Source organism: Caulobacter sp. SRI_014, assembly GCF_057586315.1.
This window is the reverse complement of record NZ_JBYCZQ010000001.1, coordinates 1,003,411-1,025,644: the sequence shown is the minus strand read 5'-3', so window position 1 is coordinate 1,025,644 and position 22,234 is coordinate 1,003,411. Positions and strand designations below refer to the sequence as shown.

General features: G+C 68.5%; 28 protein-coding genes. 6 read left to right on the top strand and 22 right to left on the bottom strand.

Translation table 11 applies throughout. The features are described 5' to 3' along the window. Positions 1–5: 5 nt before the first annotated feature. From ybeY to AC2YG9_RS05295, 13 genes are all read right to left on the bottom strand, one after another. Positions 6–341 carry an rRNA maturation RNase YbeY gene (gene ybeY, locus AC2YG9_RS05355; RefSeq protein WP_487296885.1) on the bottom strand — a complete coding sequence of 112 codons (336 nt, stop codon included), beginning with the start codon at positions 339–341 and terminating at the stop codon, positions 6–8. Positions 342–622: 281 nt separating this feature from the next. Next, positions 623–1,564: a PhoH family protein gene (locus AC2YG9_RS05350; RefSeq protein WP_487296884.1), complete on the bottom strand. Its 942-nt coding sequence runs from the start codon at positions 1,562–1,564 to the stop codon at positions 623–625. Beyond that, positions 1,561–2,910, bottom strand: coding sequence for a tRNA (N6-isopentenyl adenosine(37)-C2)-methylthiotransferase MiaB (gene miaB, locus AC2YG9_RS05345; RefSeq protein WP_487296883.1), 1,350 nt, complete (start codon positions 2,908–2,910; stop codon positions 1,561–1,563). The genes AC2YG9_RS05350 and miaB overlap by 4 nt, the downstream gene beginning before the upstream one ends. A 70-nt stretch (positions 2,911–2,980) precedes the next feature. After that, positions 2,981–3,406: a Fur family transcriptional regulator gene (locus AC2YG9_RS05340; protein WP_487296882.1), complete on the bottom strand. Its 426-nt coding sequence runs from the start codon at positions 3,404–3,406 to the stop codon at positions 2,981–2,983. Between the two features lie 41 nt (positions 3,407–3,447). Beyond that, a complete protein-coding gene (locus AC2YG9_RS05335; protein ID WP_487296881.1) occupies positions 3,448–3,864 on the bottom strand; it encodes a GNAT family N-acetyltransferase in 417 nt (138 codons plus the stop codon). Beyond that, positions 3,857–4,504 (bottom strand): tRNA (adenosine(37)-N6)-threonylcarbamoyltransferase complex dimerization subunit type 1 TsaB, encoded by a 648-nt coding sequence (gene tsaB / locus AC2YG9_RS05330; protein WP_487296880.1) that lies wholly within the window; start codon positions 4,502–4,504, stop codon positions 3,857–3,859. Before tsaB ends, AC2YG9_RS05335 begins: the two co-directional genes overlap by 8 nt. 39 nt (positions 4,505–4,543) lie before the next feature. Beyond that, positions 4,544–5,155, bottom strand: coding sequence for a DUF1131 family protein (locus AC2YG9_RS05325; RefSeq protein WP_487296879.1), 612 nt, complete (start codon positions 5,153–5,155; stop codon positions 4,544–4,546). Positions 5,156–5,193: 38 nt separating this feature from the next. After that, the gene (locus tag AC2YG9_RS05320) at positions 5,194–5,391 is read right to left on the bottom strand and encodes a hypothetical protein (protein WP_487296878.1); all 198 of its coding nucleotides are present in this window, start codon (positions 5,389–5,391) and stop codon (positions 5,194–5,196) included. After that, positions 5,391–5,570 (bottom strand): hypothetical protein, encoded by a 180-nt coding sequence (locus AC2YG9_RS05315; protein WP_487296877.1) that lies wholly within the window; start codon positions 5,568–5,570, stop codon positions 5,391–5,393. The genes AC2YG9_RS05320 and AC2YG9_RS05315 overlap by 1 nt, the downstream gene beginning before the upstream one ends. Next, on the bottom strand, positions 5,567–5,782 hold the full coding sequence (locus AC2YG9_RS05310) for a hypothetical protein (protein WP_487296876.1): 216 nt from the start codon (positions 5,780–5,782) through the stop codon (positions 5,567–5,569). The genes AC2YG9_RS05315 and AC2YG9_RS05310 overlap by 4 nt, the downstream gene beginning before the upstream one ends. After that, positions 5,779–5,907, bottom strand: coding sequence for a hypothetical protein (locus AC2YG9_RS05305; RefSeq protein WP_487296875.1), 129 nt, complete (start codon positions 5,905–5,907; stop codon positions 5,779–5,781). The genes AC2YG9_RS05310 and AC2YG9_RS05305 overlap by 4 nt, the downstream gene beginning before the upstream one ends. An 87-nt stretch (positions 5,908–5,994) precedes the next feature. Next, complete coding sequence (locus tag AC2YG9_RS05300; protein ID WP_487296874.1) at positions 5,995–6,747, bottom strand: HesA/MoeB/ThiF family protein; 753 nt, start codon at positions 6,745–6,747, stop codon at positions 5,995–5,997. Then, positions 6,744–7,196, bottom strand: coding sequence for a hypothetical protein (locus AC2YG9_RS05295; RefSeq protein WP_487296873.1), 453 nt, complete (start codon positions 7,194–7,196; stop codon positions 6,744–6,746). The genes AC2YG9_RS05300 and AC2YG9_RS05295 overlap by 4 nt, the downstream gene beginning before the upstream one ends. Before the next feature lie 65 nt (positions 7,197–7,261). Between AC2YG9_RS05295 and hslV the strand changes: the two genes are divergently transcribed. Both hslV and AC2YG9_RS05285 read left to right on the top strand, forming a co-directional pair. Continuing rightward, positions 7,262–7,810 carry an ATP-dependent protease subunit HslV gene (gene hslV / locus AC2YG9_RS05290; protein WP_487296872.1) on the top strand — a complete coding sequence of 183 codons (549 nt, stop codon included), beginning with the start codon at positions 7,262–7,264 and terminating at the stop codon, positions 7,808–7,810. 6 nt (positions 7,811–7,816) lie between these two features. After that, positions 7,817–8,299, top strand: a complete 483-nt coding sequence (locus AC2YG9_RS05285) for a GNAT family N-acetyltransferase (protein ID WP_487296871.1) — start codon at positions 7,817–7,819, stop codon at positions 8,297–8,299. Here AC2YG9_RS05285 and AC2YG9_RS05280 read toward each other — a convergent pair. The 5 genes from AC2YG9_RS05280 to AC2YG9_RS05260 all read right to left on the bottom strand — a co-directional run bounded on the left by AC2YG9_RS05280 (position 8,296) and on the right by AC2YG9_RS05260 (position 12,528). Then, complete coding sequence (locus tag AC2YG9_RS05280; RefSeq protein WP_487296870.1) at positions 8,296–9,723, bottom strand: MFS transporter; 1,428 nt, start codon at positions 9,721–9,723, stop codon at positions 8,296–8,298. The genes AC2YG9_RS05285 and AC2YG9_RS05280 overlap by 4 nt on opposite strands. An 80-nt stretch (positions 9,724–9,803) precedes the next feature. Then, positions 9,804–10,196 (bottom strand): DoxX family protein, encoded by a 393-nt coding sequence (locus tag AC2YG9_RS05275; protein ID WP_487296869.1) that lies wholly within the window; start codon positions 10,194–10,196, stop codon positions 9,804–9,806. Further along, positions 10,193–10,729: an RNA 2',3'-cyclic phosphodiesterase gene (gene thpR / locus AC2YG9_RS05270; RefSeq protein WP_487296868.1), complete on the bottom strand. Its 537-nt coding sequence runs from the start codon at positions 10,727–10,729 to the stop codon at positions 10,193–10,195. Before thpR ends, AC2YG9_RS05275 begins: the two co-directional genes overlap by 4 nt. A 32-nt stretch (positions 10,730–10,761) precedes the next feature. Continuing rightward, positions 10,762–11,802, bottom strand: a complete 1,041-nt coding sequence (locus AC2YG9_RS05265) for an aldo/keto reductase (protein ID WP_487296867.1) — start codon at positions 11,800–11,802, stop codon at positions 10,762–10,764. Positions 11,803–11,889: 87 nt separating this feature from the next. Beyond that, positions 11,890–12,528 carry an arylesterase gene (locus AC2YG9_RS05260; protein ID WP_487296866.1) on the bottom strand — a complete coding sequence of 213 codons (639 nt, stop codon included), beginning with the start codon at positions 12,526–12,528 and terminating at the stop codon, positions 11,890–11,892. A gap of 74 nt (positions 12,529–12,602) precedes the next feature. On the opposite strand from AC2YG9_RS05260, the gene AC2YG9_RS05255 reads away from it, so the two are divergent. The 3 genes from AC2YG9_RS05255 (at position 12,603) to AC2YG9_RS05245 (ending at position 16,729) form a co-directional block, all read left to right on the top strand. Further along, positions 12,603–13,289: an ABC transporter ATP-binding protein gene (locus AC2YG9_RS05255; RefSeq protein ID WP_487296865.1), complete on the top strand. Its 687-nt coding sequence runs from the start codon at positions 12,603–12,605 to the stop codon at positions 13,287–13,289. Continuing rightward, complete coding sequence (locus tag AC2YG9_RS05250) at positions 13,286–15,865, top strand: ABC transporter permease (protein WP_487296864.1); 2,580 nt, start codon at positions 13,286–13,288, stop codon at positions 15,863–15,865. The genes AC2YG9_RS05255 and AC2YG9_RS05250 overlap by 4 nt, the downstream gene beginning before the upstream one ends. A 111-nt stretch (positions 15,866–15,976) precedes the next feature. Further along, positions 15,977–16,729: a Bax inhibitor-1/YccA family protein gene (locus tag AC2YG9_RS05245; protein ID WP_487296863.1), complete on the top strand. Its 753-nt coding sequence runs from the start codon at positions 15,977–15,979 to the stop codon at positions 16,727–16,729. 56 nt (positions 16,730–16,785) lie between these two features. On the opposite strand, the gene AC2YG9_RS05240 is transcribed toward AC2YG9_RS05245, so the two are convergent. Next, positions 16,786–17,121, bottom strand: coding sequence for a DUF2794 domain-containing protein (locus tag AC2YG9_RS05240; RefSeq protein ID WP_487296862.1), 336 nt, complete (start codon positions 17,119–17,121; stop codon positions 16,786–16,788). A 331-nt stretch (positions 17,122–17,452) separates the two neighbouring features. Between AC2YG9_RS05240 and AC2YG9_RS05235 the strand changes: the two genes are divergently transcribed. Beyond that, the gene (locus AC2YG9_RS05235) at positions 17,453–18,202 is read left to right on the top strand and encodes an SDR family NAD(P)-dependent oxidoreductase (protein WP_487296861.1); all 750 of its coding nucleotides are present in this window, start codon (positions 17,453–17,455) and stop codon (positions 18,200–18,202) included. On the opposite strand, the gene AC2YG9_RS05230 is transcribed toward AC2YG9_RS05235, so the two are convergent. The 3 genes from AC2YG9_RS05230 to acnA all read right to left on the bottom strand — a co-directional run bounded on the left by AC2YG9_RS05230 (position 18,199) and on the right by acnA (position 22,096). After that, positions 18,199–18,504 carry a hypothetical protein gene (locus AC2YG9_RS05230; protein ID WP_487296860.1) on the bottom strand — a complete coding sequence of 102 codons (306 nt, stop codon included), beginning with the start codon at positions 18,502–18,504 and terminating at the stop codon, positions 18,199–18,201. The genes AC2YG9_RS05235 and AC2YG9_RS05230 overlap by 4 nt on opposite strands. A gap of 56 nt (positions 18,505–18,560) precedes the next feature. Beyond that, positions 18,561–19,220: a DUF1223 domain-containing protein gene (locus AC2YG9_RS05225; protein ID WP_487296859.1), complete on the bottom strand. Its 660-nt coding sequence runs from the start codon at positions 19,218–19,220 to the stop codon at positions 18,561–18,563. Positions 19,221–19,399: 179 nt separating this feature from the next. Further along, on the bottom strand, positions 19,400–22,096 hold the full coding sequence (acnA, locus tag AC2YG9_RS05220; RefSeq protein WP_487296858.1) for an aconitate hydratase AcnA: 2,697 nt from the start codon (positions 22,094–22,096) through the stop codon (positions 19,400–19,402). Positions 22,097–22,234: the final 138 nt, after the last annotated feature.

Genomic DNA, 22,234 nt, shown 5'->3' with positions numbered 1-22,234 from the left:
GTCATCTAGGTCCGGTCGGCGGCGTAGGGGTCGGAAACGCCCAGAGAGGCCAGCACGCGCCGCTCCAGATCCTCCATCGCTTCCGCCTCATCATCGGTCTGGTGGTCGTATCCCGCAAGATGCAGCACGCCATGCACCGTCAGGTGGCTCAGATGATCGGCCAGGGACTTGCCCTGCTCTGCCGCTTCCCGGGCGCACACGCCATAGGCCAGGGCGAGGTCGCCCAGCAGGTTCTCGGGGTTTTCCGGGGCCGGAAAGGACAGGACGTTGGTCGGCCCGGCCTTGTGGCGGAACTGTTCGTTCAGGTCGGCGACCGCTCCATCCGAGGCCAGCAGGACCACAACAGCCCTCCCCCTCGAGGGGGGAGGGTTGGGAGGGGGTGTATGCGCCGCTGTGTCGGGCTGATCGAAAGAGGGCGCCGGCGCCCCATCGCGCCCGTCCGGACGCCCGGTGGACACACCCCCAACCCCGACCCTTCCCCCCTCGAGGGGGAAGGGAGGCTGAGACTCATCGTCCAGCACCGCGAAGGCCGCCAGCGCCGCGCGCGTCACGACCGCCTCGACGTCCGGAACCGCGTTCCACGCCGGGTCTTCGACCTCGATCTCTATCTCGGGATCGCTCATCAGCCGCGCTTGGCCGCGTCTTCGTCGTAGGCCTTGACGATGCGGGCCACCATCGGGTGGCGGACCACGTCAGCGGCGGTGAAGCGGGTCACGGCCACACCCTCGATGCCCTCGAGGATCGCCACGGCATGGCCCAGGCCGGAGTCGCGCGGGTTGACCAGGTCGATCTGGCTGGGGTCGCCGGTCACCGCCATGCGGCTGCCTTCGCCCATCCGGGTCAGGACCATCTTCATCTGCAGGCGCGAGGTGTTCTGGGCCTCGTCGACGATGATGAAGGCATGCGCCAGGGTGCGGCCGCGCATGAAGGCGATGGGGGCGACCTCGATCTCACCCTTCTCGCGGCGCTTGCGCAGCTGTTCGGCCCCCATGATCTGGATCAGGCTTTCCCAGACCGGGGCCATGTAGGGATCGACCTTCTCGGTCAGGTCGCCGGGCAGGTAGCCGAGCTTCTCGCCGGCCTCGACGGCGGGCCGGGTGACGATCAGCCGGTCGATCTCGCCGCGCATCAGCATGCCGGCGCCATGGGCCACGGCCAGGAAGGTCTTGCCGGTGCCGGCGGGACCGAGGCCGAAGACCACGTCGTGGCGGCCCAGCATGTCCATGTACTGCGCCTGGGTCGCCGTCTTGGGCGACACCGGACCGCGCCGGGCGCCGCCGGGGGCGACCGGGCCGGACTCGCCCGAGCGGGCATGGCCGACGGCCACGCGCACGTCGGCCTCGGTGACCACGGCCCCGGAATCGGCCTGGGCGGCCAGGGATGCGATGGCCTTCTTGGCGAGGCCGCGCGCGCGGGCGTCACCGTCCACCGAGACACCACCGCCGGGGGTCTCGACGAGCACCTTGAAGGCGTCCTCGATCAGGGCGGCATGGCGGCTGCCGGGACCGGCGACCGCGCGGGAGGCGGCGTCGGACAGGGGCAGGAATTCAGGCGGTCTACTCAAGCGGGTTCCATGGCCGTGACGAGCTCACCCGTCAGGCTTCCTTTGTGGCCGGTGACGATCCTCACCGGAACGATCTGGCCGACCAACTGGTTCGGGCCATCCAGGTGGACCGGCTGCAGATAGGGGCTGCGACCGCCCAGCTGGCCTTCCTTGCGGCCCGGCTTCTCGATCAGCACGGGCAGGACCTTGCCGGCCTGGCTCTCGTTGAAGGCCTGCTGTTGCTGTCCCAGCAGAGCGTTCAACCGCTGCAGCCGCTCGTCCATCACCTCTTCGGCGATTTGGCCGGGCATGGCCGAGGCCGGGGTGCCGGGGCGGCGGCTGTATTTGAAGGAGAAGGCGCTGGCGTAGTTCACCTCGGTCACCAGATCGAGGGTCGCCTGAAAGTCCTTCTCCCGCTCGCCGGGGAAGCCGACGATGAAGTCACAGCTCATGGCGATGTCCGGCCGCGCGGCGCGGATGCGCTCGACCAGGCGGATGTAGCTCTCGGCCGTGTGGTCGCGGTTCATGGCCTTGAGGATCTTGTCCGATCCGGCCTGCACCGGCAGGTGCAGATAGGGCATCAGCTCGGGTAGATCGCCATGGGCGGCGATCAGGGCCTCGTCCATGTCGCGCGGGTGGCTGGTGGTGTAACGGATGCGGTCGAGGCCATCGACCTTCGCCAGCTGGCGGACCAGCGCCGCCAGGCCGCCTTCAGCGCCGTCATAGGCGTTGACGTTCTGGCCCAGCAGGGTGACCTCGCGCACCCCCTTCTCGGCCAGGCCGCGGGCCTCGGCCAGGATGGCCTCGGCCGGGCGCGACCATTCGGCGCCGCGCGTATATGGCACCACGCAGAAGGTGCAGAACTTGTCGCAACCTTCCTGAACGGTGAGGAAGGCGGTGACGCCGCTGACGTGCCGCGTGTCCGGCAGGGCGTCGAACTTTTCCTCCGGGGAAAACTCGGCCGCCAGACCTTCGCCCTTCGCTCTATGGGCGCGGGCGATCAGTTCGGGCATCTGATGATAGGCCTGCGGACCGACGACCAGATCGACCGCCGGCTGGCGGCGCATGATTTCGGCGCCTTCGGCCTGGGCGACACAGCCGGCCACGGCGATGGTCATCTGACCGCCGCTCTCGGCCTTGCGGGCCTTCATCCGCTTGATCTGGCCCAGCTCCGAATAGACCTTCTCGGTGGCTTTCTCGCGGATGTGGCAGGTGTTCAGCACCACCAGGTCGGCGCCTTCCGGATCGTCGGTCATGCCATAGCCCAGCGGGCGCAGGACATCGGCCATGCGCTCGCTGTCATAGACATTCATCTGACAGCCGTAGGTCTTGATGTAGAGGCGCTTTACCGGCGCGGAACTCGTCATGGCCGGGGTTATGGGGTTCAGGCCCCCGAGGCGCAAGTTTACCGGCGCCACACCCCCGTGATGAACCGCCCTACTGGGTGGTCTTTTCCGACTCTTCCAGCGGCATTCCGTAGAGTTCCAGCCGGTGATCGACCAGGCGATAGCCCAGCTTGCGGGCGATGGCCTGCTGCAGCCGCTCGATCTCCTCATCGACGAACTCGACGACCTGGCCGGTCTTCATGTCGATCAGGTGGTCGTGGTGGTGGTCGGGGGCCTCTTCGTAGCGAGAGCGGCCGTCGCGGAAGTCGTGGCGCTCGATGATGCCGGCCTCTTCGAACAGCCGCACCGTGCGATAGACGGTGGCGATCGAGATGTGCGGGTCGACGTCATGGGCGCGGCGGTACAGCTCTTCGACGTCCGGATGGTCCTGGGCGCCCGACAGCACGCGGGCGATGACCCGGCGCTGGTCCGTCATGCGCATGCCTTTTTCGATGCAGAGCTTTTCAAGACGGTCCATGGGGCCTCCAGCGAGTCAGCGGCAAGATAGTCACCCGCGCGCTAGCTGTTAAGGGCGAGCCGCATCACGAGGGCGTCGACCGGCGGATCGCCGTTTCCACGGGCATAGTAGCCCCGCCGCCGGCCCACCACTTCGAAGCCCAGGCGGCGATAGAGGGCCAGGGCCGGCACGTTGTCGTCGGCCACCTCGAGGAACAGGCTTTCGGCCCCCAGGGCCAGGGCCCGGACCACCGCCGCCTCGACCAGCCGCCGGGCCATCCCCCGCCGCCGCGCCGCCGGGGCGACGGCCAGGGTGATGATCTCCGCCTCCCCGGCGATGGCGCGGGCGAGGATGAAGCCCTGCGCCTCGGCGACCACGAAGGTCCCCGGCGTCTCAAGCAGGGAGGTGATTTCGGCGACGCTCCAGCCGTGATCGAAAGCCTGGGCGTGCAGGTCCGAGAGGACTTGGGGATCAGGCATAGGGATCGATGCCGCCCGGCAGCTTGGCGTCCGGGGTGCGTAGGTAGAGCGGCCGCGCGGTCGGGATCGGCTCACGCACCGCCGCCGCCAGCCGCGCCACCCAGGCCGGGTCCGGCCCGCCGGGCGTCTCGATGGTTGCTCCGGGGATCAGCCCGGCCAGCAGGGGCGCGCCCGAGCCGACCAGGGTCACCGGTCCGTCGCCGGCCAGCTCGGCCAGCCGGGCGCTTGCCGTTTCGACCGCCAGGGCGTCGGGGGCCATCAGCGGGGCCCCGTCGCGGAAGGCCTGGAGATAAATCTGGCTCCTGCGCGCATCGACGGCCGCGCAGACGAAGCCGCTCCGCCCCGCCGCCAGCGCCGGCAGCGACCCGACCCCGACCAGCGGGACCGACAGCGCGGAGCTCAAACCCTTGGCGAAGGCGAGGCCCACCCGCAGGCCCGTGAAGCTGCCCGGCCCCACGGTCGAAGCGATGCGGTCCAGCCCTGCAAACCCGAACGGCGCCATCATCTCGCGCACCATCGGGGCCAGCCGTTCCTGATGCCCCCGGCTCATCGGCTCGGAAGCGGCGGCCAGCACCTCGTCCCCGTCCAGCAGGGCGGCGGAACAGGCATCCAGGCAGGTGTCGACGGCGAGCAGGCGCATGATGGGCCGTTCCTAGCCGCAGACGGGGAGCGGGGGAACCTAGGGCCGATTCCAGACCAGGCCAGTGATGACGCCGTTGATCTTGAGGAAGCCGTCCGACGGCACGTCGTTGTCGGACTTTCCCGCCTCCAGGGCATTGCCGGTCTCATAGACATAGGCCACGCCCGGCTGGCCGGGCCGGCGACAGAAGAGCTTGCCGGTTTCATTCTCATAGCCCGGTTTGCAGTCGGTGGTTTTGAAACCGCCCTTGCTCCAGCTGTCGCCGATGCGTTCGCCGCGCGGGCCGGCCACCGGGCCGCCGCGCGCCCATACGCTCAGGACCTTGCCCTTCTCGCCGGTGGTCCGCAGGTCGAGGCCGTCATCGCCCTTCACATCGAGGACCGGATACTCCTCGTCTTCCCAGTTGTCCGTCGCGGGTTCGACCCGCGCCTCCGGGAACAGCTTCGCCAGGGCGGCGAGGTCCCAGGGCGTGCTCGCGTTGATTGGTCCGAACCCGGCCTCCGAGACCGTGTAGGCCGGCTGGGCCGCGACGGCGTCGACGGGAATATTGGCCTCGGTGGCGGCGGCGACCGGCGCGGTCGGCGTCGGCTCGGCGGGCTTGCCGCAGGCGGCCAGGGCAAGGAAGGACAGGAGGGCGAGGTGGCGCATCATGCCGCCACCCTACGCGCTTCCGGGACGCCGTAAACGGCTCAGTCGCCGGTGTTTTCCGGGGCGGTCAGCAGGGCCTCGCCCTCGCTGGTGATCTCCCAGCCCTCGCGGCTGCGGATTGCCAGGCCGAGCTCGGTCAGGGCCCGGGCGTCGGCGATGTTGATGAAGTCGACCGGTTTGCCGGAACGCTTGAGGGACAGGTTACGCAGGGCGGTCATCTGCCCTTCGGACAGGGGCATCACTGGCCTCCGGAAAGCGGGTCGGGACGGGCGGCGGCGCGGCGGGCCATGGTGGTGTCGAGGATCTGCCGCAGCCGGGTGACCTCGGCGCCGAGGTCGGTGACATCGCCCTCCAGCTGGGCGATGCGCGCCTTCAGATAGCTGTTCTCACGCTGCAGCCGGGGAAGCTCGTCGCTCACCCCCGGGCCGCCAGCGCCAGCTGGTTCTTGACCACCGCCTTCAACAGGGCCGTGCGGTGCGGGCTGTGACCGCCGGCCGCCAGCTCGGCGCGGGCCCCTTCCAGCACCTCGCCGCGGTGCCGTCCGCCCAGCGCCCAGGCTTCGGCCCGGATCTCGGCCGTGCCGACGGCGCCTTCACCGACCGAGTTGAGATAGCTCCAGAAGCCGCTCATTTGGGCGATCGCGTCGAGCGCGGATCGCTGAGGCCCGAGCCGTTCATCGGTTTGGGAACCCGCACGGCGCCGCTCGAGCGGCTGTCGGTCAGGAAGTGGCGGGTCTTGGGGGGATTGCCGGACATAACGTCCTTTCGCGCCGAAGGATTGGCGCGGCGCGCCGCAACCCTCAACCCTTTCGATATAGGGCTTCGGGCCGGACAAAGCTTGTTTTATCGCGCGCAGACCGGACAGGCGGGGTCCGGCCCGACCCGGACCGTCCGGCTGTCCGCGTTGAGGCCGTCGTAGATCAGGAGGCGGCCGCCCAGCGCCTCGCCGGCCCCGGTGATCAGTTTCACCGCCTCCAGCGCCATCATCGAACCGATCACCCCGGCCAGGGCCCCGACCACGCCGACCGCGACACAGGTCTCCGCATCCGGCGGAACCTCCGGCACCAGGCAGCGGTAGCAGGGCTGGCCCGCGAACACCCCGACCTGGCCGGTCCAGCGCCCGATGGCCCCACTGACCAGCGGCACGCCCGCCGCCACGCAGGCGTCGCCGACCAGCAGCCGGGTCTCGAAATTGTCCGTGCCGTCCAGCACCAGGTCGTGGCCTGCGACCAGCCCGGCGACATTGGCCGCCGTCACCGCCGGCGCCCCGGCCACCTCGGCATGCGGATTGAGCGCCGCCAGCCGTTCCGCCCCCGCCGCCGTCTTGGCCCGCCCGACATCCGCCGTCGCGAACAGCACCTGCCGCTGCAGGTTCGACAGCGAAACCACGTCATCGTCGCTCAGGGTGATCGCACCCACGCCCGCCGCCGCCAGGTACAGCGCCGCCGGCGCGCCCAGCCCGCCGGCCCCGACGATCAGCACCCTGGTGGCCTTCAGCTTCTGCTGCCCCGGCCCGCCGACCTCGCGCAGCACCAGATGGCGGGCGTACCGTTCGACTTCCTGTGGCCCGAACGGCGCGGATTGAGGCTTGATCATAGCCAGCCTTGCGCCAGCTGGATCACGCACAACACGGTCCAGCCGGTCCAGAAGAAGCTCACGACATACATGAGGAGGACCATCAGCCGTGGAATCGGGGTTCTCCGGACGCCGCCGACATTCTGATGCAGGGTCTTGAAGCCGAGCCGTTTTGACAGCTCGTCCTTTCGGTCGACACCGACCAGCCGGTCCTGGTGGATGTTGCTCATATGCCCCCACAACAGCCAGAGTGTGACGCAGACAAAGGCCTGGATGACGACCTTCGTGATCGAGCTGCTGTCGGAGGACAGGTAGTTGGCGAGGAGCCCTATCCCGGCCATCGAAATGCTAAACTCCTGAATCATCAAGACATCTCGATAGCGAACCTCGTGGCCAACCTCCCGATATTCCTCGAGCAGCAGCTTCTTCTCGTCCTCGGACAGCGGTGTCGGCTCTGTGCTGTTGCCCATGGGTCCCCCGTTTAGGCCGCCGCATCATTCTTGACGCGCACCAGGCTGATGGCCACATCGAAGCCATGCAAAACAGCAACAGCTTCCCCGACTGGCACGGCACCACCATCCTCGCCGTCAGCAAGGACGGCAAGACCGTCATCGCCGGTGACGGTCAGGTGTCGATGGGCGCGACCGTGGTCAAGGGTTCGGCGAAGAAGGTGAGAAGGTTGGCCGGCGGCAAGGTCATCGCCGGCTTCGCGGGCGCGACCGCCGACGCCTTCACCCTGCTCGAACGCCTCGAGGCCAAGCTCGAGCAGTATCCCGACCAGCTGGCCCGGGCCTGCGTCGACCTGGCCAAGGACTGGCGCACCGACCGCTACCTGCGGCGGCTGGAAGCCATGCTGCTCGTCGCCGACAAGACCAGCATCTACACCGTGACCGGCGTCGGCGATGTGCTGGAGCCGGATTTTGGCGTCGCCGCCATCGGCTCGGGCGGATCCTATGCGCTGGCCGCCGCCCGCGCCCTGATCGACACCGACCAGGACGCCGAAGCCATCGCCCGCAAGGCCATGGCCATCGCCGCCGACATCTGTGTCTACACCAACGGCTCGCTGACGGTCGAAACGGTCTAGGCGGGCATGGCCTACGACTTCGCCCCGGTCACGAAGGACGATCTGCCGCTGCTCACCCGCTGGCTGGAATCGCCGCACGTGCGCGAATGGTGGGACGACGACGACGGTCCCGAGGAGGCGGAGGAGGCCCTGCACGACGCCCATACCTGGAGCTTCATCGTCCATCTGGACGGCCGACGCATCGGCTACATCCAGGCCTATGACCCCCACGCCTGGCCCGGCCACCATTTCGAGCACCAGCCTCCGGGTACGCGCGGCATCGACCAGTACATCGGCGAAGCCGACCTGTTGAACCAGGGCCATGGCCCGGCCTTCGTCCGTCAGTTCTGCGACCAGCTGATCGCCGCCGGCGCTCCAGTGGTCGTCACCGACCCCCACCCGGAAAACGCCCGCGCCATCCGCGCCTATGAGAAGGCCGGCTTCAGCCTTTACGGCGGGCCGATCGACAGCAACTGGGGCCGCTGCCTGCTGATGGCTCGCCGGGCCTAGCGGCCGCGCAGTTTCAGCGAAATCTGGTCATGGACCTGGCGGGTGATGCCGTAGGGCCAGATCATCGTCACCCCGATACAGCTGATCACCGCGGCCAGCGGCCCATGCACCAGGACCAGGCGGATCAGGGCGTCCGGATCGACCGCCACCAGCGGATCGGCCTTCTCCGGCATGCCCATCAGGTCCAGGCCGATGCCGGCCAACAGCACCCCGACCCCGCTGGCCGCCTTGGCCGCGAAGGTGATGCCCGAGAAGTACAGCCCCTCGCGCCGATGGCCGAAGTTCAGCTCATGCTCGTCGGCGGCGTCGGCCATCATCGCCGGGAAGGCGACCAGCACCAGGCCGATGCCGATTCCGGCCGAGACCATCATCGCCATCAGCGGCGGGATCGCCGCCTCGCCCGAGGGTCGGTAGAGGCCGGCGACCCACAGCAGCGGAACGATCAGCCAAACCAGGTTCAGCATGGTCACCCCGATCATCACCACCGACCGTTTCTCGAACCAGCGGGCCAGGGCCGAGGCCGAGGCCACCCCGATCACCGTTCCGACCAGCAGCACGAAGGTCAGGGTCTGGATCTGCCTGGTGTCGATCTTCCAGACGTAGGTGTTGTGGTGCGCCCCCGTCGTGCCGTTGACGCCGATGGCCACCATGATCAGCAGGCAGGAGAAGAACAGGATGCGGAAGGACTTGTTGGAGAAGATTTCCGCCACCTCGCCGGGCAGCCGACTGATCATTGACCGCTCGGTGGTCTGCGGCTGCGGCAGGCCGATGGCGTAACGGCCGACCCCGGCGCAGCAGAGGATCATGCAGACCGTCAGCAGTCCCGCCACGGACCAGCCGAGGACCGGATAGGCGGCCAGCTTGAACAGCCCCGCCGGTGGCGTCAGGAAGACGCTGTAGGTCAGATAGATGACGACCAGGGCCGACAGCAGACCGATCATCGTCCGCCAGACGACGATCCGCGCGCGCTCCAGATAGCCGTCCGACAGCTCGGCCCCCAGCGCGATGAAGGGCACGTTGAACAGCGAGGTGGCGCCGCGCGCGACCAGCGAGGCCCCCAGCAGCCAGGCGAACAGCAGGCCCTCGCTCAGGCCCTTGGGCGGGGCGAAGATCAACCCGAAACCCAGCGCCACCAGCGGGATGCTGAGCAGCATCAAGGGCAGCCGCCGCCCCAGCTTGGATTTGATGTTGTCAGAGATCGACCCGACCAGGGGGTCGAGGATGGCGTCGGCGCACAGGCTGAGGCCCACCGCGACGCCGGTCAGGATGCCGGAAAGCCCCAGCACCTGGGTGTAGTAGAAGAAGGTCAGCGGCAGGGCGACATCGAAGCCTCCGCTCTGAACGGACTGGCCGAGACCGTAGGCGAATTTCACATGCCAGGGCGGCCTGAACGCCGGGACGACAACAGCTTCCGCAGAGCTCACGCGCTTCCCCTCGACCCGCCATTTGTCGTTGTGGCCAAGGGTGCGCCGCTATCGAGGCCGGGCGCAAGGATCACCCGACGTCAAGACTTGCTCGGATTTGCCGGCAGCCAGCCGCCGGCCCACAGGGCCAGGGCCACCAGCACCGGCTGCATCGCCAGCCGGGGCCCGTGGTACCACCAGCTGTCGGGCAGGCCCGGCACATGCACCCCGTCAAAGGCGTGGTGCAGATTGGCCGGGAACACCGCCACGGCGTAGAGGGCCAGCCCCAGGCCCGCCCACCGGCGAAGGCGCGGGATGAGCAGGCCGAGGCCTCCGGCGATCTCCGCCAGGCCGGTCAGCTGTACGACCAGGGCGGGATAGGGGACCCAACCGGGCATGATCGGCAGGAAGCTGTTCACGGCCATCAGATGCAGAACCCCGAACGCCGCGTAGAGGGGCCCCAGGATCCAGCAGGCGATCAACCGGCCCTTCATCGCAGGGGGTAGTCCCCCTCCAGCCGATAGGCCGAGCCGTCTCGGGTGTTGTGGCTGGAGTAGAGGCCGAACCGCTTCACGGTGAAGACGGGGCTGTGCAGCAGGTTGTTGGCCGCCTCCCAGTCCATCACCGCCCCCGGATCGGGCCGCTTGAGATAGGCAAGCGTGACATGGGGCCTGTAGGCCCGGGTATCGGCCTCCAGCCCGGCCCGCCGGGCGGCGCTCTCGCAACGTTTTTGCAGCCGGATGAGGGCCGGGTTCTCGGCCACCCCGGCCCAGATGGCGTGGATGTCCGCCACCTCGCCAAAATGGCCGACCCCGGCCAGCTCCAGGTCGAAGGGCTCCTGGGCGATGGCCGCCAGCTCGGCGTCTAGGTCGTCGGCCTTTGGTTCAGCCGTATTGCCGATGAACCTGAGCGTGATGTGCAGCTGCTCGGCCGTGCGCCAGTGAGCGCCGTTCAGGCCTGTCTGGTGCTCAGCCAGGCCCTGGGCGATGTCCCAGGGCACGGCGATGGCGGCGAAGAGTCGAAGCATGGGTGTTGCCGGTCTGTCCGGCTGACGCGCCCTCAAGGGCAGGGATTGGGACGCTCCACGTGCAGCGCATCGACCGCCTTGTCCAGTTCCGCGGTCCATTCGTAGTCGAAGGCGTCGATGTCCGTCGTCAGCTGCGCCATCGAGGTCGCGCCGATGATGGTCGAGGTGACGAACGGCCGGGTGTCGCAGAACTTCAGGGCCAGGGTGGCCGGATCGATGCCGTACTGGGCGGCCAGGGCGACATAGGACCGGATGGCCTCCTGTGAGCCCGGGCCATCGTAGCGCTGCATGCGGTTGTACAGGGTCTTGCGGGCCCCGGCCGGCAGGGCGCCGTCCAGGTATTTGCCGGTCAGCGCCCCCTGGGCCAGCGGCGAATAGGGCAGCAGCCCGACGTCTTCCTGCACCCCGATCTCGGCCAGGCCGTACTCATAGACCCGGTTGACCAGGCTGTAGGCGTTCTGGATCGAGGCGATGCGCGGCAGTCCCAGCCGGTCGGCGGCCTCGAGAAACTTCATCACCCCGTATGGCGTCTCGTTGCTGACCCCGATGGCCCGGATGCGTCCGGCTTTCACATGGGCGTCGAGGGCGGTGAGGATGGCCTCGAACCCTTCATGCTCGGGCCCGTAGGCCTGGAAGGTCATGCCGCCGAAGATGCGCACGGCCCGGTCCGGCCAGTGCAACTGGTAGAGGTCGATGTAGTCGGTCTGCAGACGCTTCAGCGAGGCCTCGACCGCTTCATCGATCTGGGCCCTGGTCTGGGTTGTCGGCGAGCCGTCGGCCCGCAGCCAGGTCATCGGCGAGCGCCCGGCTACCTTGCTGGCCAGCACCACCTTGTCGCGCCTTCCCGACTTGGCGAACCAGCTCCCGATGTGCCGCTCGGTGGAGCCTTGCGTCTCCGGGGTCGGCGGCGAGGCGTACATCTCGGCCGTGTCCCAGAAGTTCACCCCGCGCTCGAGCGCGTAGTCCATCTGCTCATGGGCCTCGGCTTCGCTGTTCTGCGAGCCCCAGGTCATGGTGCCGAGGCAGCAGCGCGACACCGAAATGCCCGTGCGGCCAAGTTGTGAGTACTGCATCTGCCCCTCTATCCCCTGTTTTTCAGACCATGGCCGGACTGCCCTGAGGGAAGTCAGGGCCCAGGCCTTGGAATATTTGAAAAGTCTCTAGCCCAGAGCCCGCGCCACCACCGGCGCCAGGCCCTTGACGATGATCCGCACGCCCTCGGCGGTCGGGTGGATGCCATCCCGCTGGTTCAGCCGCGGCACACCGCCGACCCCGGCCAGCAGGTTGGGATAGATGGCGATCCCGTGTTTCTTCGCGAGGGTCGGAAAGATGGCCGCGAAATCGCGCGCATAGCTGCGGCCCAGCGCCGGCGGCGGGGCCATGCCGGCCAGCACAACCTTGATGCGCCGCGCCTTCAGCCTGGTGATGATCCGGTCGAGGTTGGCGCTGGTCTTCTTCGGGTCCAGCCCCTGCAAGAGGTCGTTGCCGCCGAAGGCCACGACACAGAGGCTGGTGTCGCTCTGGACGCTGAAGTCGACCCGCGCCAGCCCGGCCGCCGAGGTGTCGCCCGACACCCCGGCGCCCCGCACCTTCACGGTCTTGCCGAGCTTCTTCAGTTCGGTCTCCAGCACGGCCGGCAGAGCCAGGTTTCGCGACAGGCCAAGACCGGCCGTGATGCTGTCGCCCAGCACCGTGACAATGCGGGGTCTGGCTTGCGCCAGCGCCGGCGCGGCCGGCAGCAGGGCCAGACCCGCGAGCGCTGCTCGCCGCGTGAAAGATCGTTCAGGTGTGTTCGCCATCTCAGCGCCCTATGTAGGTGAGGTCTTCGCTTTGCAAAACGCTTCCTCCCCGTTTCGACAGGCCAATCCGCCCAATGTTTGACGCCCAGACGACGACCTCGCCGCTGTCGCTTTCAGCGGTCACCCTGACCCTGCCCTCGGCGGCCGGGCCGGTGGAAATTCTCAAGGGCGTCGATCTCGACGTCAGCCCGGGCGAGCGGGTGGCCGTGGTCGGCCCCTCGGGCTCGGGCAAGTCGAGCCTGATCGCCGTGGCGGCGGGGCTGGAGCGGCCGACCAGCGGATCGGTCGCCTTGTTCGGACAGGACATGGGCAAGTTGTCCGAGGACGGCCGGGCGAAACTGCGGCGGGCGCAGGTCAGCCTGGTGTTCCAGAGCTTCCACCTGCTGCCCAACATGACCGCGCTGGAAAACGTCGCCGCCCCGCTGGAGATCGCCGGCCGCAAGGGGGCTGACCAGACGGCCCGCGACTGGCTGGCCCGCGTCGGACTGGCTGAACGCCTGACCCATTATCCGCACCAGCTCAGCGGCGGCGAGCAACAGCGCGTCGCCCTGGCCCGCGCCCTGGCCGTCGAACCCAAGCTGCTGTTCGCCGATGAGCCGACCGGCAACCTCGACGGAGTCAACGCCCACACGGTGGCCGACATGATGTTCGACCTGGTGGCCCAGACCGGCGCCGCCCTGGTCCTGGTCACCCACGACGCCGAGCTGGCGGCCCGCGCCGACCGCACCGTCACCATGGGCGATGGACGGATCGTCGGGTGAGCCTGCCGCTTTCATTCCGCTTCGCCGCCCGTGAACTGCGCTCCGGCGTTGCCGGATTCCGCATCTTCCTGGCCTGTCTGGCGCTCGGCGTCGCCGCCATCGCCGCTGCCGGCTCCACGGCCGAGGCCTTCCGCCAGGGCCTGGCCACCCAGGGCCGCGAGATCCTCGGGGGCGACCTGCGGGTCAGTGTCGAGAATCGCCGCTTCACGGGCGCGGAGCGCGCCAGGTTCCAGGCCATGGGCCAGACGGTGTTCGCCGCCGGCCAGGCCGCCATGGCCGAATCCCCCAACGGCGAACGCCGCCTCGTTGAACTGCGCGGCGTCTCCCCGGGCTATCCCCTGGTCGGCAAGGTCGAGCTGACCGGCGCCCCCAATCTGGACGCCGCCTTCGCCCCCGACGGCGACGCCACCGGCGCCGCCATCGAACAGGCCCTGTTCGACCGGCTGGGCCTCAAGCTCGGCGATCACTTCCTGATCGGCGAGGCGAAGTTCGTCGCCCGCGCCGTGCTCGTCTCCGAACCCGACCGCCTGGGCCGGGGTTTCGCCATGGCTCCCCGCGTCCTGACCAGCCTGAAGGCCGTCGAGGACGGCGGCTTCCTGGCCGAGGGCCTGCCCGACCGGGGCGAGACCGCCCGCATCGCCCTGCCCCGGAACGCAGACGCCAATGCCGCCGCCCGCCTTCTCGACCCGCAACGGCCCAGGGAGGGGCTGGGCCAACGCCGCCGCGGCGAGCGACAGGCCAGGCCGCCCGGCCAGGGCGGCGACCTGCAGGTCCGCACCCGCGATGAGGCCGCCAACGGCGTCAAACGGCTGATCGACCAGCTGGAATACTTCCTCGGCTTCATCGGCCTGGCCTCTCTCGTGGCCGGAGGGCTCGGCGTCGCCGGCGCGGTCGGCGCTTATCTCGAGGCCCGCAAGCCCTCCATCGCCACCCTCAAGGCCCTCGGCGCCGAAGGGGTCCTGATCCGCAACCTCTATCTCATCCAGGTCGCCGTTCTCGCCCTGCTCGGCGTCGGCATCGGTCTGGCCATCGGGGCCAGCGCCCCGCTGATCCTTGGTGAACTGGCCAGGGACAAGCTGCCGATCCCGGCTCTGTTCGCCGTCTACCCGATGCCGCTGCTCAAGGCCGCCGCCTTTGGCCTGCTGGCCGCCGCCGCCTTCAGCCTCGTGCCCCTGGCCCGCGCCCGCACGACGCCGCCGTCCGCCCTGTTCCGCCGCGACCTGGTCGGCCGGATCGGCTGGGGCCTGGAGCTATGGGTGACGGTCCTGGCCGGGCTCGGCCTCGCGGGCCTCGCCGTCATCACAGCCCCGACGCCGTTGTCGGCCATCGTCATGATCGTCGGGGTCGCCGTCGCCTTCGGCCTGCTGGCCCTGCTTGGTCGCGCCGCCGCCTGGCTGGCCGGGCGGCTGCGCCGCTTCGCCAGCGGGCCCTGGCGCATTGGCCTGGCCAACCTGTCGGGGCCCCGCTCGGCTGCCCGCACGGCCTCGCCGGCCATTGGCCTGGGCGTCGCCCTGCTGGCCTCGGTGGTGCTTATCCAGTCCAGCCTGCTGGCCCAGGTCAGCGAGGTGGCCCCCAAAACCGCCCCCTCGATGGTCTTCCTCGACGTTCCCGGCGAGCGTATCGACGCCTTCGACGCTACCGTCGAGAAAGCCTTCGGCGCCCCCCTGACCAAGAAGAGCTTCCTGCAATTTCCCTTCGTCACAGGCCGCATCGTCGGGGTGAAGGGCCAGCCGGTCGACCTTTCCAAGGTCAAGGACAGTGAACGCTGGGCCTATGACAACGACCTGCAGATGAGCGCCATGGCCACCCAGCCCGACGACGCCGGCGTTCAGGAGGGCCAATGGTGGAAGGCCGATGAGGCCACCCCCCAGGTCGCCATGGAGATCGACGCCGCCAAGGGTGCGGGCCTGAAGGTCGGGGACAGCATCACCGTCAATGTTCTGGGCCGCGATATCGAGGCCCGCGTGGCCGTGCTGCGCAAGGTCGAGTGGGGCGGCTTCAACCCGGCCTTCACCGTCATCATCAACCCCCAGGCGCTCGAAGGGGCCGGCATGCGCTGGATCGCCATCGCCAAGGCCACCGCCGCCCAGGAACAGGCCGCGACCCGGGCGCTGGGGGCAGAGTTCGCCGAGGTCAATGTCATCAGCGTCCGCGAGGGCCTGGCCCAGGCCGTCGAGATGTTCGACCGCCTCAGCCTGGCGGTGCGCGGCGCGGCGGCCGTCGCCGCCCTGGCCGGTCTGCTGGTGCTGGCCGGCGCCATTGCCGCAGGCGCCAGAGCCCGGGCCCGCGAGGCCGCGACGCTGAAGGTGCTGGGCGGCTCGCGCGGCCAGATCCTGCTGGCCTACGGGGTCGAGTACGGCGCCGTCGGCCTGATCGCCGGGGTGTTCGGGGTGGCCCTCGGCTACGCCGCCGCCTGGCCGGTGGTGGTTCTCATCTTTGAAGCGACCTGGAGCGTCGACTGGAACGGCGTGGCCGCCCTGGTTGGCGGGGCGGCGGCTCTGGCGGGGGTCGGGGGCCTGTTGGCGGCGGCGCAGGCGCTGTCGCGCCGGCCGGCCCCGGTTTTACGTACAGAGTAAGAAAAACCCTGAAATGACAACTGGTTCAAAGGGGGCCTTGCGTCAAACCGCCACAGCCCCGATATTTCCGTGAACGGCTCCATTCCGGAGCCCGTGTAAAGGGTAGTTTTCATGAGCGACTTCGAACGCACTACGGCGCGCTCGATCCCGCACACCGCCGACATGTCGGTGGACGCCGGTCTTCGCGCCTTCATGCTGGGCGTCTACAACAAGATGGCCCTGGGCCTGGTTGTTTCGGCCGCCTTGGCCTTCGGCGTGGCCAATTTCGCGCCCGTCCGGAACCTTCTCTATACGGTCAACGCCAACGGCGCCCTGTCGGGCTACACCATCCTGGGCGTCGTCCTGGCCTTCGCGCCTCTGGTGCTGGTCATCGGCGCCGGCTTCATGATGCGCAATCCGACGGCCAAGAGCTCCGGCGCCCTGTACTGGACCATCGTCTCGGTGATCGGCGCCTCCGGCGCGGTCTGGGTGCTGCGCTACACCGGCGCCTCCATCGCCACGACCTTCCTGATCACGGCCACGGCTTTCGGGGCCCTCAGCCTCTTCGGCTACACGACCAAGAAGGACCTGTCGGGCTTCGGCACCTTCCTGATCATGGGCGTCTGGGGCCTGATCATCGCTTCGGCTGTGAACTGGTTCCTGGGCAGCAGCGTGATGCAGCTGATCATCAGCGTCGTCGGCGTGCTGATCTTCGCGGGCCTCACCGCCTACGACACCCAGCGCCTGAAGATGACCTACTACCAGCTCGGCGGTGACCAGCAGTCGCTGGCCGTGGCCACCAACTTCGGGGCGCTGAGCCTGTACCTGGACTTCATCAACATGTTCCAGTTCCTGCTCGCCCTGTTCGGCGGCCGTCGCGAATAGCGGCTCAAGGCAGCTGAAAGCGATCAAGGCCCTGGTGGAAACGCCGGGGCCTTTTTCTATTCCACCACCTGGAACTTGCGGCTGTCGAACAGCCGCAGCACCTGGGCCAGTTCATGCCCGCGCCGCAGGGTCATGCCGCCCTGGCCGATCACGGACCAGGCCCCCTGTTTGCGGGCCAGCTCGGGATGTTTCTCGATTCGGTATAGCGGCTGCTCCGACGCCCGGCGGAAGACGCAGAAGACGGCGCGGTCGGAGAGGCCGGCGATGGCGTAGTCGCGCCACTCGCCGGCGGCCACCATCCGCCCGTACAGGCGCATGATGAGGTCCAGTTCCCGGCGCTCGAAGAAGACCTGGGCGCCGGGCGGGGACTGGTATGTCGGATCAAGGCTCATCGACCCCGTCAGCCTACCCCCTTTTTGCCGTTTGGCGAGAGGCGTTAGGGATTGTGCGATCGGTGAAATATGGGGCCGCGTAATGACCTCATTTGCGACCAACCCCCGCCCGCTTCCGGATCGATAAAGTCAGTGTCGGCTGATCGAAGCGCCCACGGCTTCGGTACCTGAACAGCCCCCCCAGCCCCCACCGGGGTCGTGATCGCCAAACGCGGTCAGCCGACAACTAGAATAGAGAGCCCGCGTCGCACCCCTCCCCCCTGGCGACGCGGGCTTTTTCTTTGCCTGCCGCTAGGGCGACCTGCTTCTCTTGCGGAAAAGGGAGAGAACCATGGCCAATTTTGATGGGGGCAGACTCGCGGGCCGCCGCGCCATCGTCACCGGGGCCGCCAGCGGCATCGGCCGCGCCGCCGCCGAACTCTTCGCCGCCGAGGGGGCGCAGGTCCTGGCCGTTGACCGGCCGGACGCCAACCTCGCCTTCGACCACGCCGCCATCGTCCCGCTGGGCCAGGACATCGGGACCGACGACGCCCCCGAGACCATCGTCGGCAGGGCCGTCGCCGAATTCGGTGGCCTCGACATCCTCTACAGCAACGCCGGCATCAGCCACGGGGCGCCGGTCACCGAGACCACCGACGAGGCCTTCGACCGCCAGATCGCCATAAACCTGCGGGCCGGCTTCCGCCTGTCGCGCGCCGCCGCGCCGCATCTGGTCACCAGCGGTCACGGCCGGCTGATCTACACCGCCTCGATCATGGCCCGGCACACCGACAACGGCTTGGTCGCCTATTCCGCGGCCAAGGCCGGGGTGGTGGGCATGATGCGGACCTTCGCCCTTGAGCTCGGCCGCCACGCGGTCACCGCCAACGCCATCCTGCCCGGCGCCATCGCCACCGGCATGACCGCCGCCAGCTTCCAGCGCGAGGACATCGCGGCGATCTGGGCTAAAAAGGCCGCCCTCAAGCGGCTGGGCCAACCGATCGACATCGCCCGCGCCGCACTGTTCCTGGCCAGCGACGACGGCGGGTTCGTAACGGGTCAGGCGCTGGGGGTCGACGGCGGGCTGATGCTGCGGGTCTAGGCCGGCGGCCGGCACTCCAGCGTTTCGACCAACGCTATCGGCGAATCCTTGTCGGTACGGTCACTGATGAGAGCGACGACCACTTGGCCCGAAGGCCGGATCCGGTAGGTCACCTTGCAGACCGATCCGGGTGTGGGCACGGGTTTGCCGTGGTATTGGCCGCCCGAGGCGCACGACAGGACCAGGTCCATCTTGATCAGACCGTTCTTGTCGCCAACGCGCACCGCCCGGCCAAAGTGAAATATGCCGCACTCGCCGATCGCGTCGTCGCCGTAGAACTGGACGACGACCTCGTCGGTCATCAGCGGACCGGGGTCCATGGGCGAGGCCGCAAGCGCTACCGCAAGAAGCGCCGCGATCAGGACGCCTTCTCCGTCAGCACGCCGAGGATGCGACCACCCTTGGCCGCCTGGACGATGACCACGGTCTTCAGGCCATCCTCGGTCGGCTTCGGCGGCCGGAAGGAGGTCGGCCGGCCGTACCAGGTCCCCAGGCGGGCGACCTGGCGGACGACGTTCTTGTGGACCATGGCCTCGCCGCGATTGTCGCCCTTCTTCGGCGTGATCTCGACGGCGCGCGGGTCGTAGCGGATCAGCCAGACGTCGGCCCCGCCGCGCGGGACGGGCCCCGAGCCGACGGCCACACGACCGTTCAGCATGAACAGCATGTCGGGCGGATTGTGCGGACTCTTGGCGGCCTGGGCGACCAGGGCGTCGACCTTGTCGGCGCGCACGCCGCCGGTCTGGTAGCGGCCGTCGATGACCACCTGCGGGGTGTAGACCTCGCGCACCGCCAGCTTGCGGGCATAGGCCTTCTGGCGCTCGGCGAAGGCCGGTTGGGCGAAGGTGTCGCGCCAGCCGAGGTAGTCCCAGTAGTCGACCGCGAAGGTCAGGGCGAGCACGCCGGGATCATCGGCCAGATCGGCCAGATGGGTGTTGGCGGCGCGGCAGGACGAACAGCCCTGAGCCGTGAACAGCTCGACCACCACGGGCGGCTTCGGCGCGGCCATGGCTGACATGGGGACGAGCGCCAGCAATGCCCAGACGGGGGCGAGAAGGGGGAGGAAACGCCTCATAGCTTCCACTTAACCGGAAGCATGGCGGAATTGGGTTTCACGAGGCCGTGAGACTCTCTCGCAAACAAAAACCCTCCCCGTTTCCGGGAAGGGTTTGAGCAGAACTGACCTGAATTGGTCGCTTACGCCGCCGGCTTGGCCAGGTTGCGCAGGACGTAGTTCAGGACGCCGCCGTTCTTGAAGTAGTCGAGCTCGGTCGGGGTATCGATGCGGCAACGGACCGGGAAGCGGGCGATGCGGCCGTCCGACGGACGGTACAGCTCGACGATCAGCTGCTTGCGGGGCGCGAGGTCCTGCAGGCCGCGGATCGAGACGATCTCCTCGCCGGTCAGGCCGAGGCGCTGCCAGCCGTCGTTGAGGAACTGCAGCGGCAGCACGCCCATGCCGACCAGGTTCGAGCGGTGGATCCGCTCGAAGGTCTCGGCGATGACGGCGCGGACGCCGAGCAGCTTGGCGCCCTTGGCCGCCCAATCGCGGCTGGAGCCGGTGCCGTATTCCTTGCCGGCGAAGACGACCGCCGGACGGCCTTCTTCCTGGTAGCGCATGGCCGCGTCGTAGATCGGCATGACCTGGCCGGACGGGAAGTGCTTGGTCACACCGCCTTCGATGTCCGGGGTGATCTTGTTGCGGATGCGGATGTTGGCGAAGGTGCCGCGCATCATCACCTCGTGGTTGCCCCGACGGCTGCCATAGCCGTTGAAGTCCTCGAAGCGGACCTGGTGGTTCAGGAGGTACTCACCGGCCGGGCTGGCCTTCTTGATCGAACCGGCCGGGCTGATGTGGTCGGTGGTGATGCTGTCGCCGAACACGCCCAGGATCCGGGCCTCGACGATGTCGGTGACCGGGGTCGGCTGCATTTCCATGCCGGTGAAGTAGGGCGGGTTCTGCACGTAGGTCGAACCCATGTCCCAGGCGTAGGTCTGGCCGCCGGTGACCTTGATGGCCTGCCAGTTCTTGTCGCCGGTGAAGACGTCGCCATAGCGTTCGGCGAACATCTTGCTGGTCACCGACTTCTTCTGCAGGGCGGCGATGTCGGCGTTGGTCGGCCAGATGTCCTTCAGGAAGACGTCCTTGCCCTTCTTGTCCTGGCCGATCGGCTGGGTCAGCAGGTCGATGTTCATCGAGCCGGCCAGGGCGTAGGCGACGACCAGCGGCGGGCTGGCCAGGTAGTTGGCGCGAACGTCGGGGTTCACCCGGCCTTCGAAGTTGCGGTTGCCCGACAGCACGCTGGCGGCGACCAGGTCACCCTCGGCAATGGCGGCCGAGACCGCTTCCGGCAGCGGACCGGAGTTGCCGATGCAGGTGGTGCAACCGTAGCCGACCAGGTTGAAGCCCAGGGCGTCGAGGTGCTTCTGCAGGCCGGCCTTGGCCAGGTAGTCGGTGACCACCTGCGAGCCGGGGGCCAGCGAGGTCTTCACCCAGGGCTTCACCGACAGGCCCTTGGCGATCGCGTTCTTGGCCAGCAGGCCGGCGGCGATCAGCACCGAGGGGTTGGAGGTGTTAGTGCAGCTGGTGATGGCGGCGATGACCACGTCGCCGTGGCCGACGTCAAACTTCTCGCCCTTCACCGGAACGCGCACATCGGCGCCTTCCTTTTTGCCGAACTCACCGGCCAGAGCTTCGGCGAAGGCCGAGGCGGCGTTGGAGAGCAGCACCTTGTCCTGCGGACGCTTGGGACCGGCCAGCGACGGCAGCACGTCGTCCAGGGCCAGTTCGAGGATGTCGGTGAATTCGGGCTCCGGGGCTTCCGGATCGAACCACATGCCCTGCGCCTTGGCGTAGGCCTCGACCAGGTTGACGCGGGCCGGATCGCGGCCGGTGGCCTTCAGGTAGTCGACGGTGGCTTGCGACACCGGGAAGAAGCCGCAGGTGGCGCCGTATTCGGGGGCCATGTTGGCGATGGTCGCCTGGTCCTCGATGGTGAGGTTGGCGAGGCCGTTGCCGAAGAACTCGACGAACTTGCCGACCACGCCCTTCTTGCGCAGCATCTGGGTGACGGTCAGCACCAGGTCGGTGGCCGTCGCGCCTTCCGGCAGGGCGCCGGTCAGGCGGAAGCCGATCACTTCCGGGATCAGCATCGGGATGGCCTGGCCGAGCATGGCCGCCTCGGCCTCGATGCCGCCGACGCCCCAGCCCAGAACGGCCAGGCCGTTGACCATGGTGGTGTGGCTGTCGGTGCCGACGACGGTGTCGGGGTAGGCCACTTCATCGTCGTGGCCGGCGTCCTTGGCGGTCCAGACGGTCTGAGCCAGGTATTCCAGGTTCACCTGGTGGCAGATGCCGGTGCCGGGGGGCACGACGCGGAAGTTGTTGAAGGCCGAGCTGCCCCAGCGCAGGAAGTTGTAGCGCTCGAGGTTGCGTTGGTACTCGATGGCGACGTTGTCGCCGAAGGCCTTGGCGTTGCCGAAGTGGTCGACCATCACCGAGTGGTCGATGACCAGGTCGACGGGGATCAGCGGGTTGATCTTGGTCGGGTCGCCGCCCAGGGCGGTCATGGCGTCGCGCATGGCGGCCAGGTCGACGACGGCGGGCACGCCGGTGAAGTCCTGCATCAGCACCCGGGCCGGGCGGAAGGCGATCTCGTGCTGCACGGCGCCCTTGTTCTGGACCCAGGCGGCCATGGCCTGGAAGTCGGCGCCGTCGGTCTCGATACCGTCTTCGTTACGCAGCAGGTTCTCGAGGAGCACCTTCATCGAGACGGGCAGACGCGAAATGCCGGAAAGACCAGCCTCTTCCGCAACGGGCAGGCTGTAGTAGACGTAGGTCTTGCCGCCGACGCTGAGCGTACGGCGGACTTGCAGGCTGTCGATGGACGCCATTGGTGGGAGTACCTTTCCTGTTCAGGACCGCCCGAAAACCGCTTCCGGGATCGCGCGCACCTCGTAGGGGACGCACAGGGTCCCAAACGGCGCCGCGTACACCCCCGCGTGCGCGCGGGGGGTCGGTCGGGGGCTGTC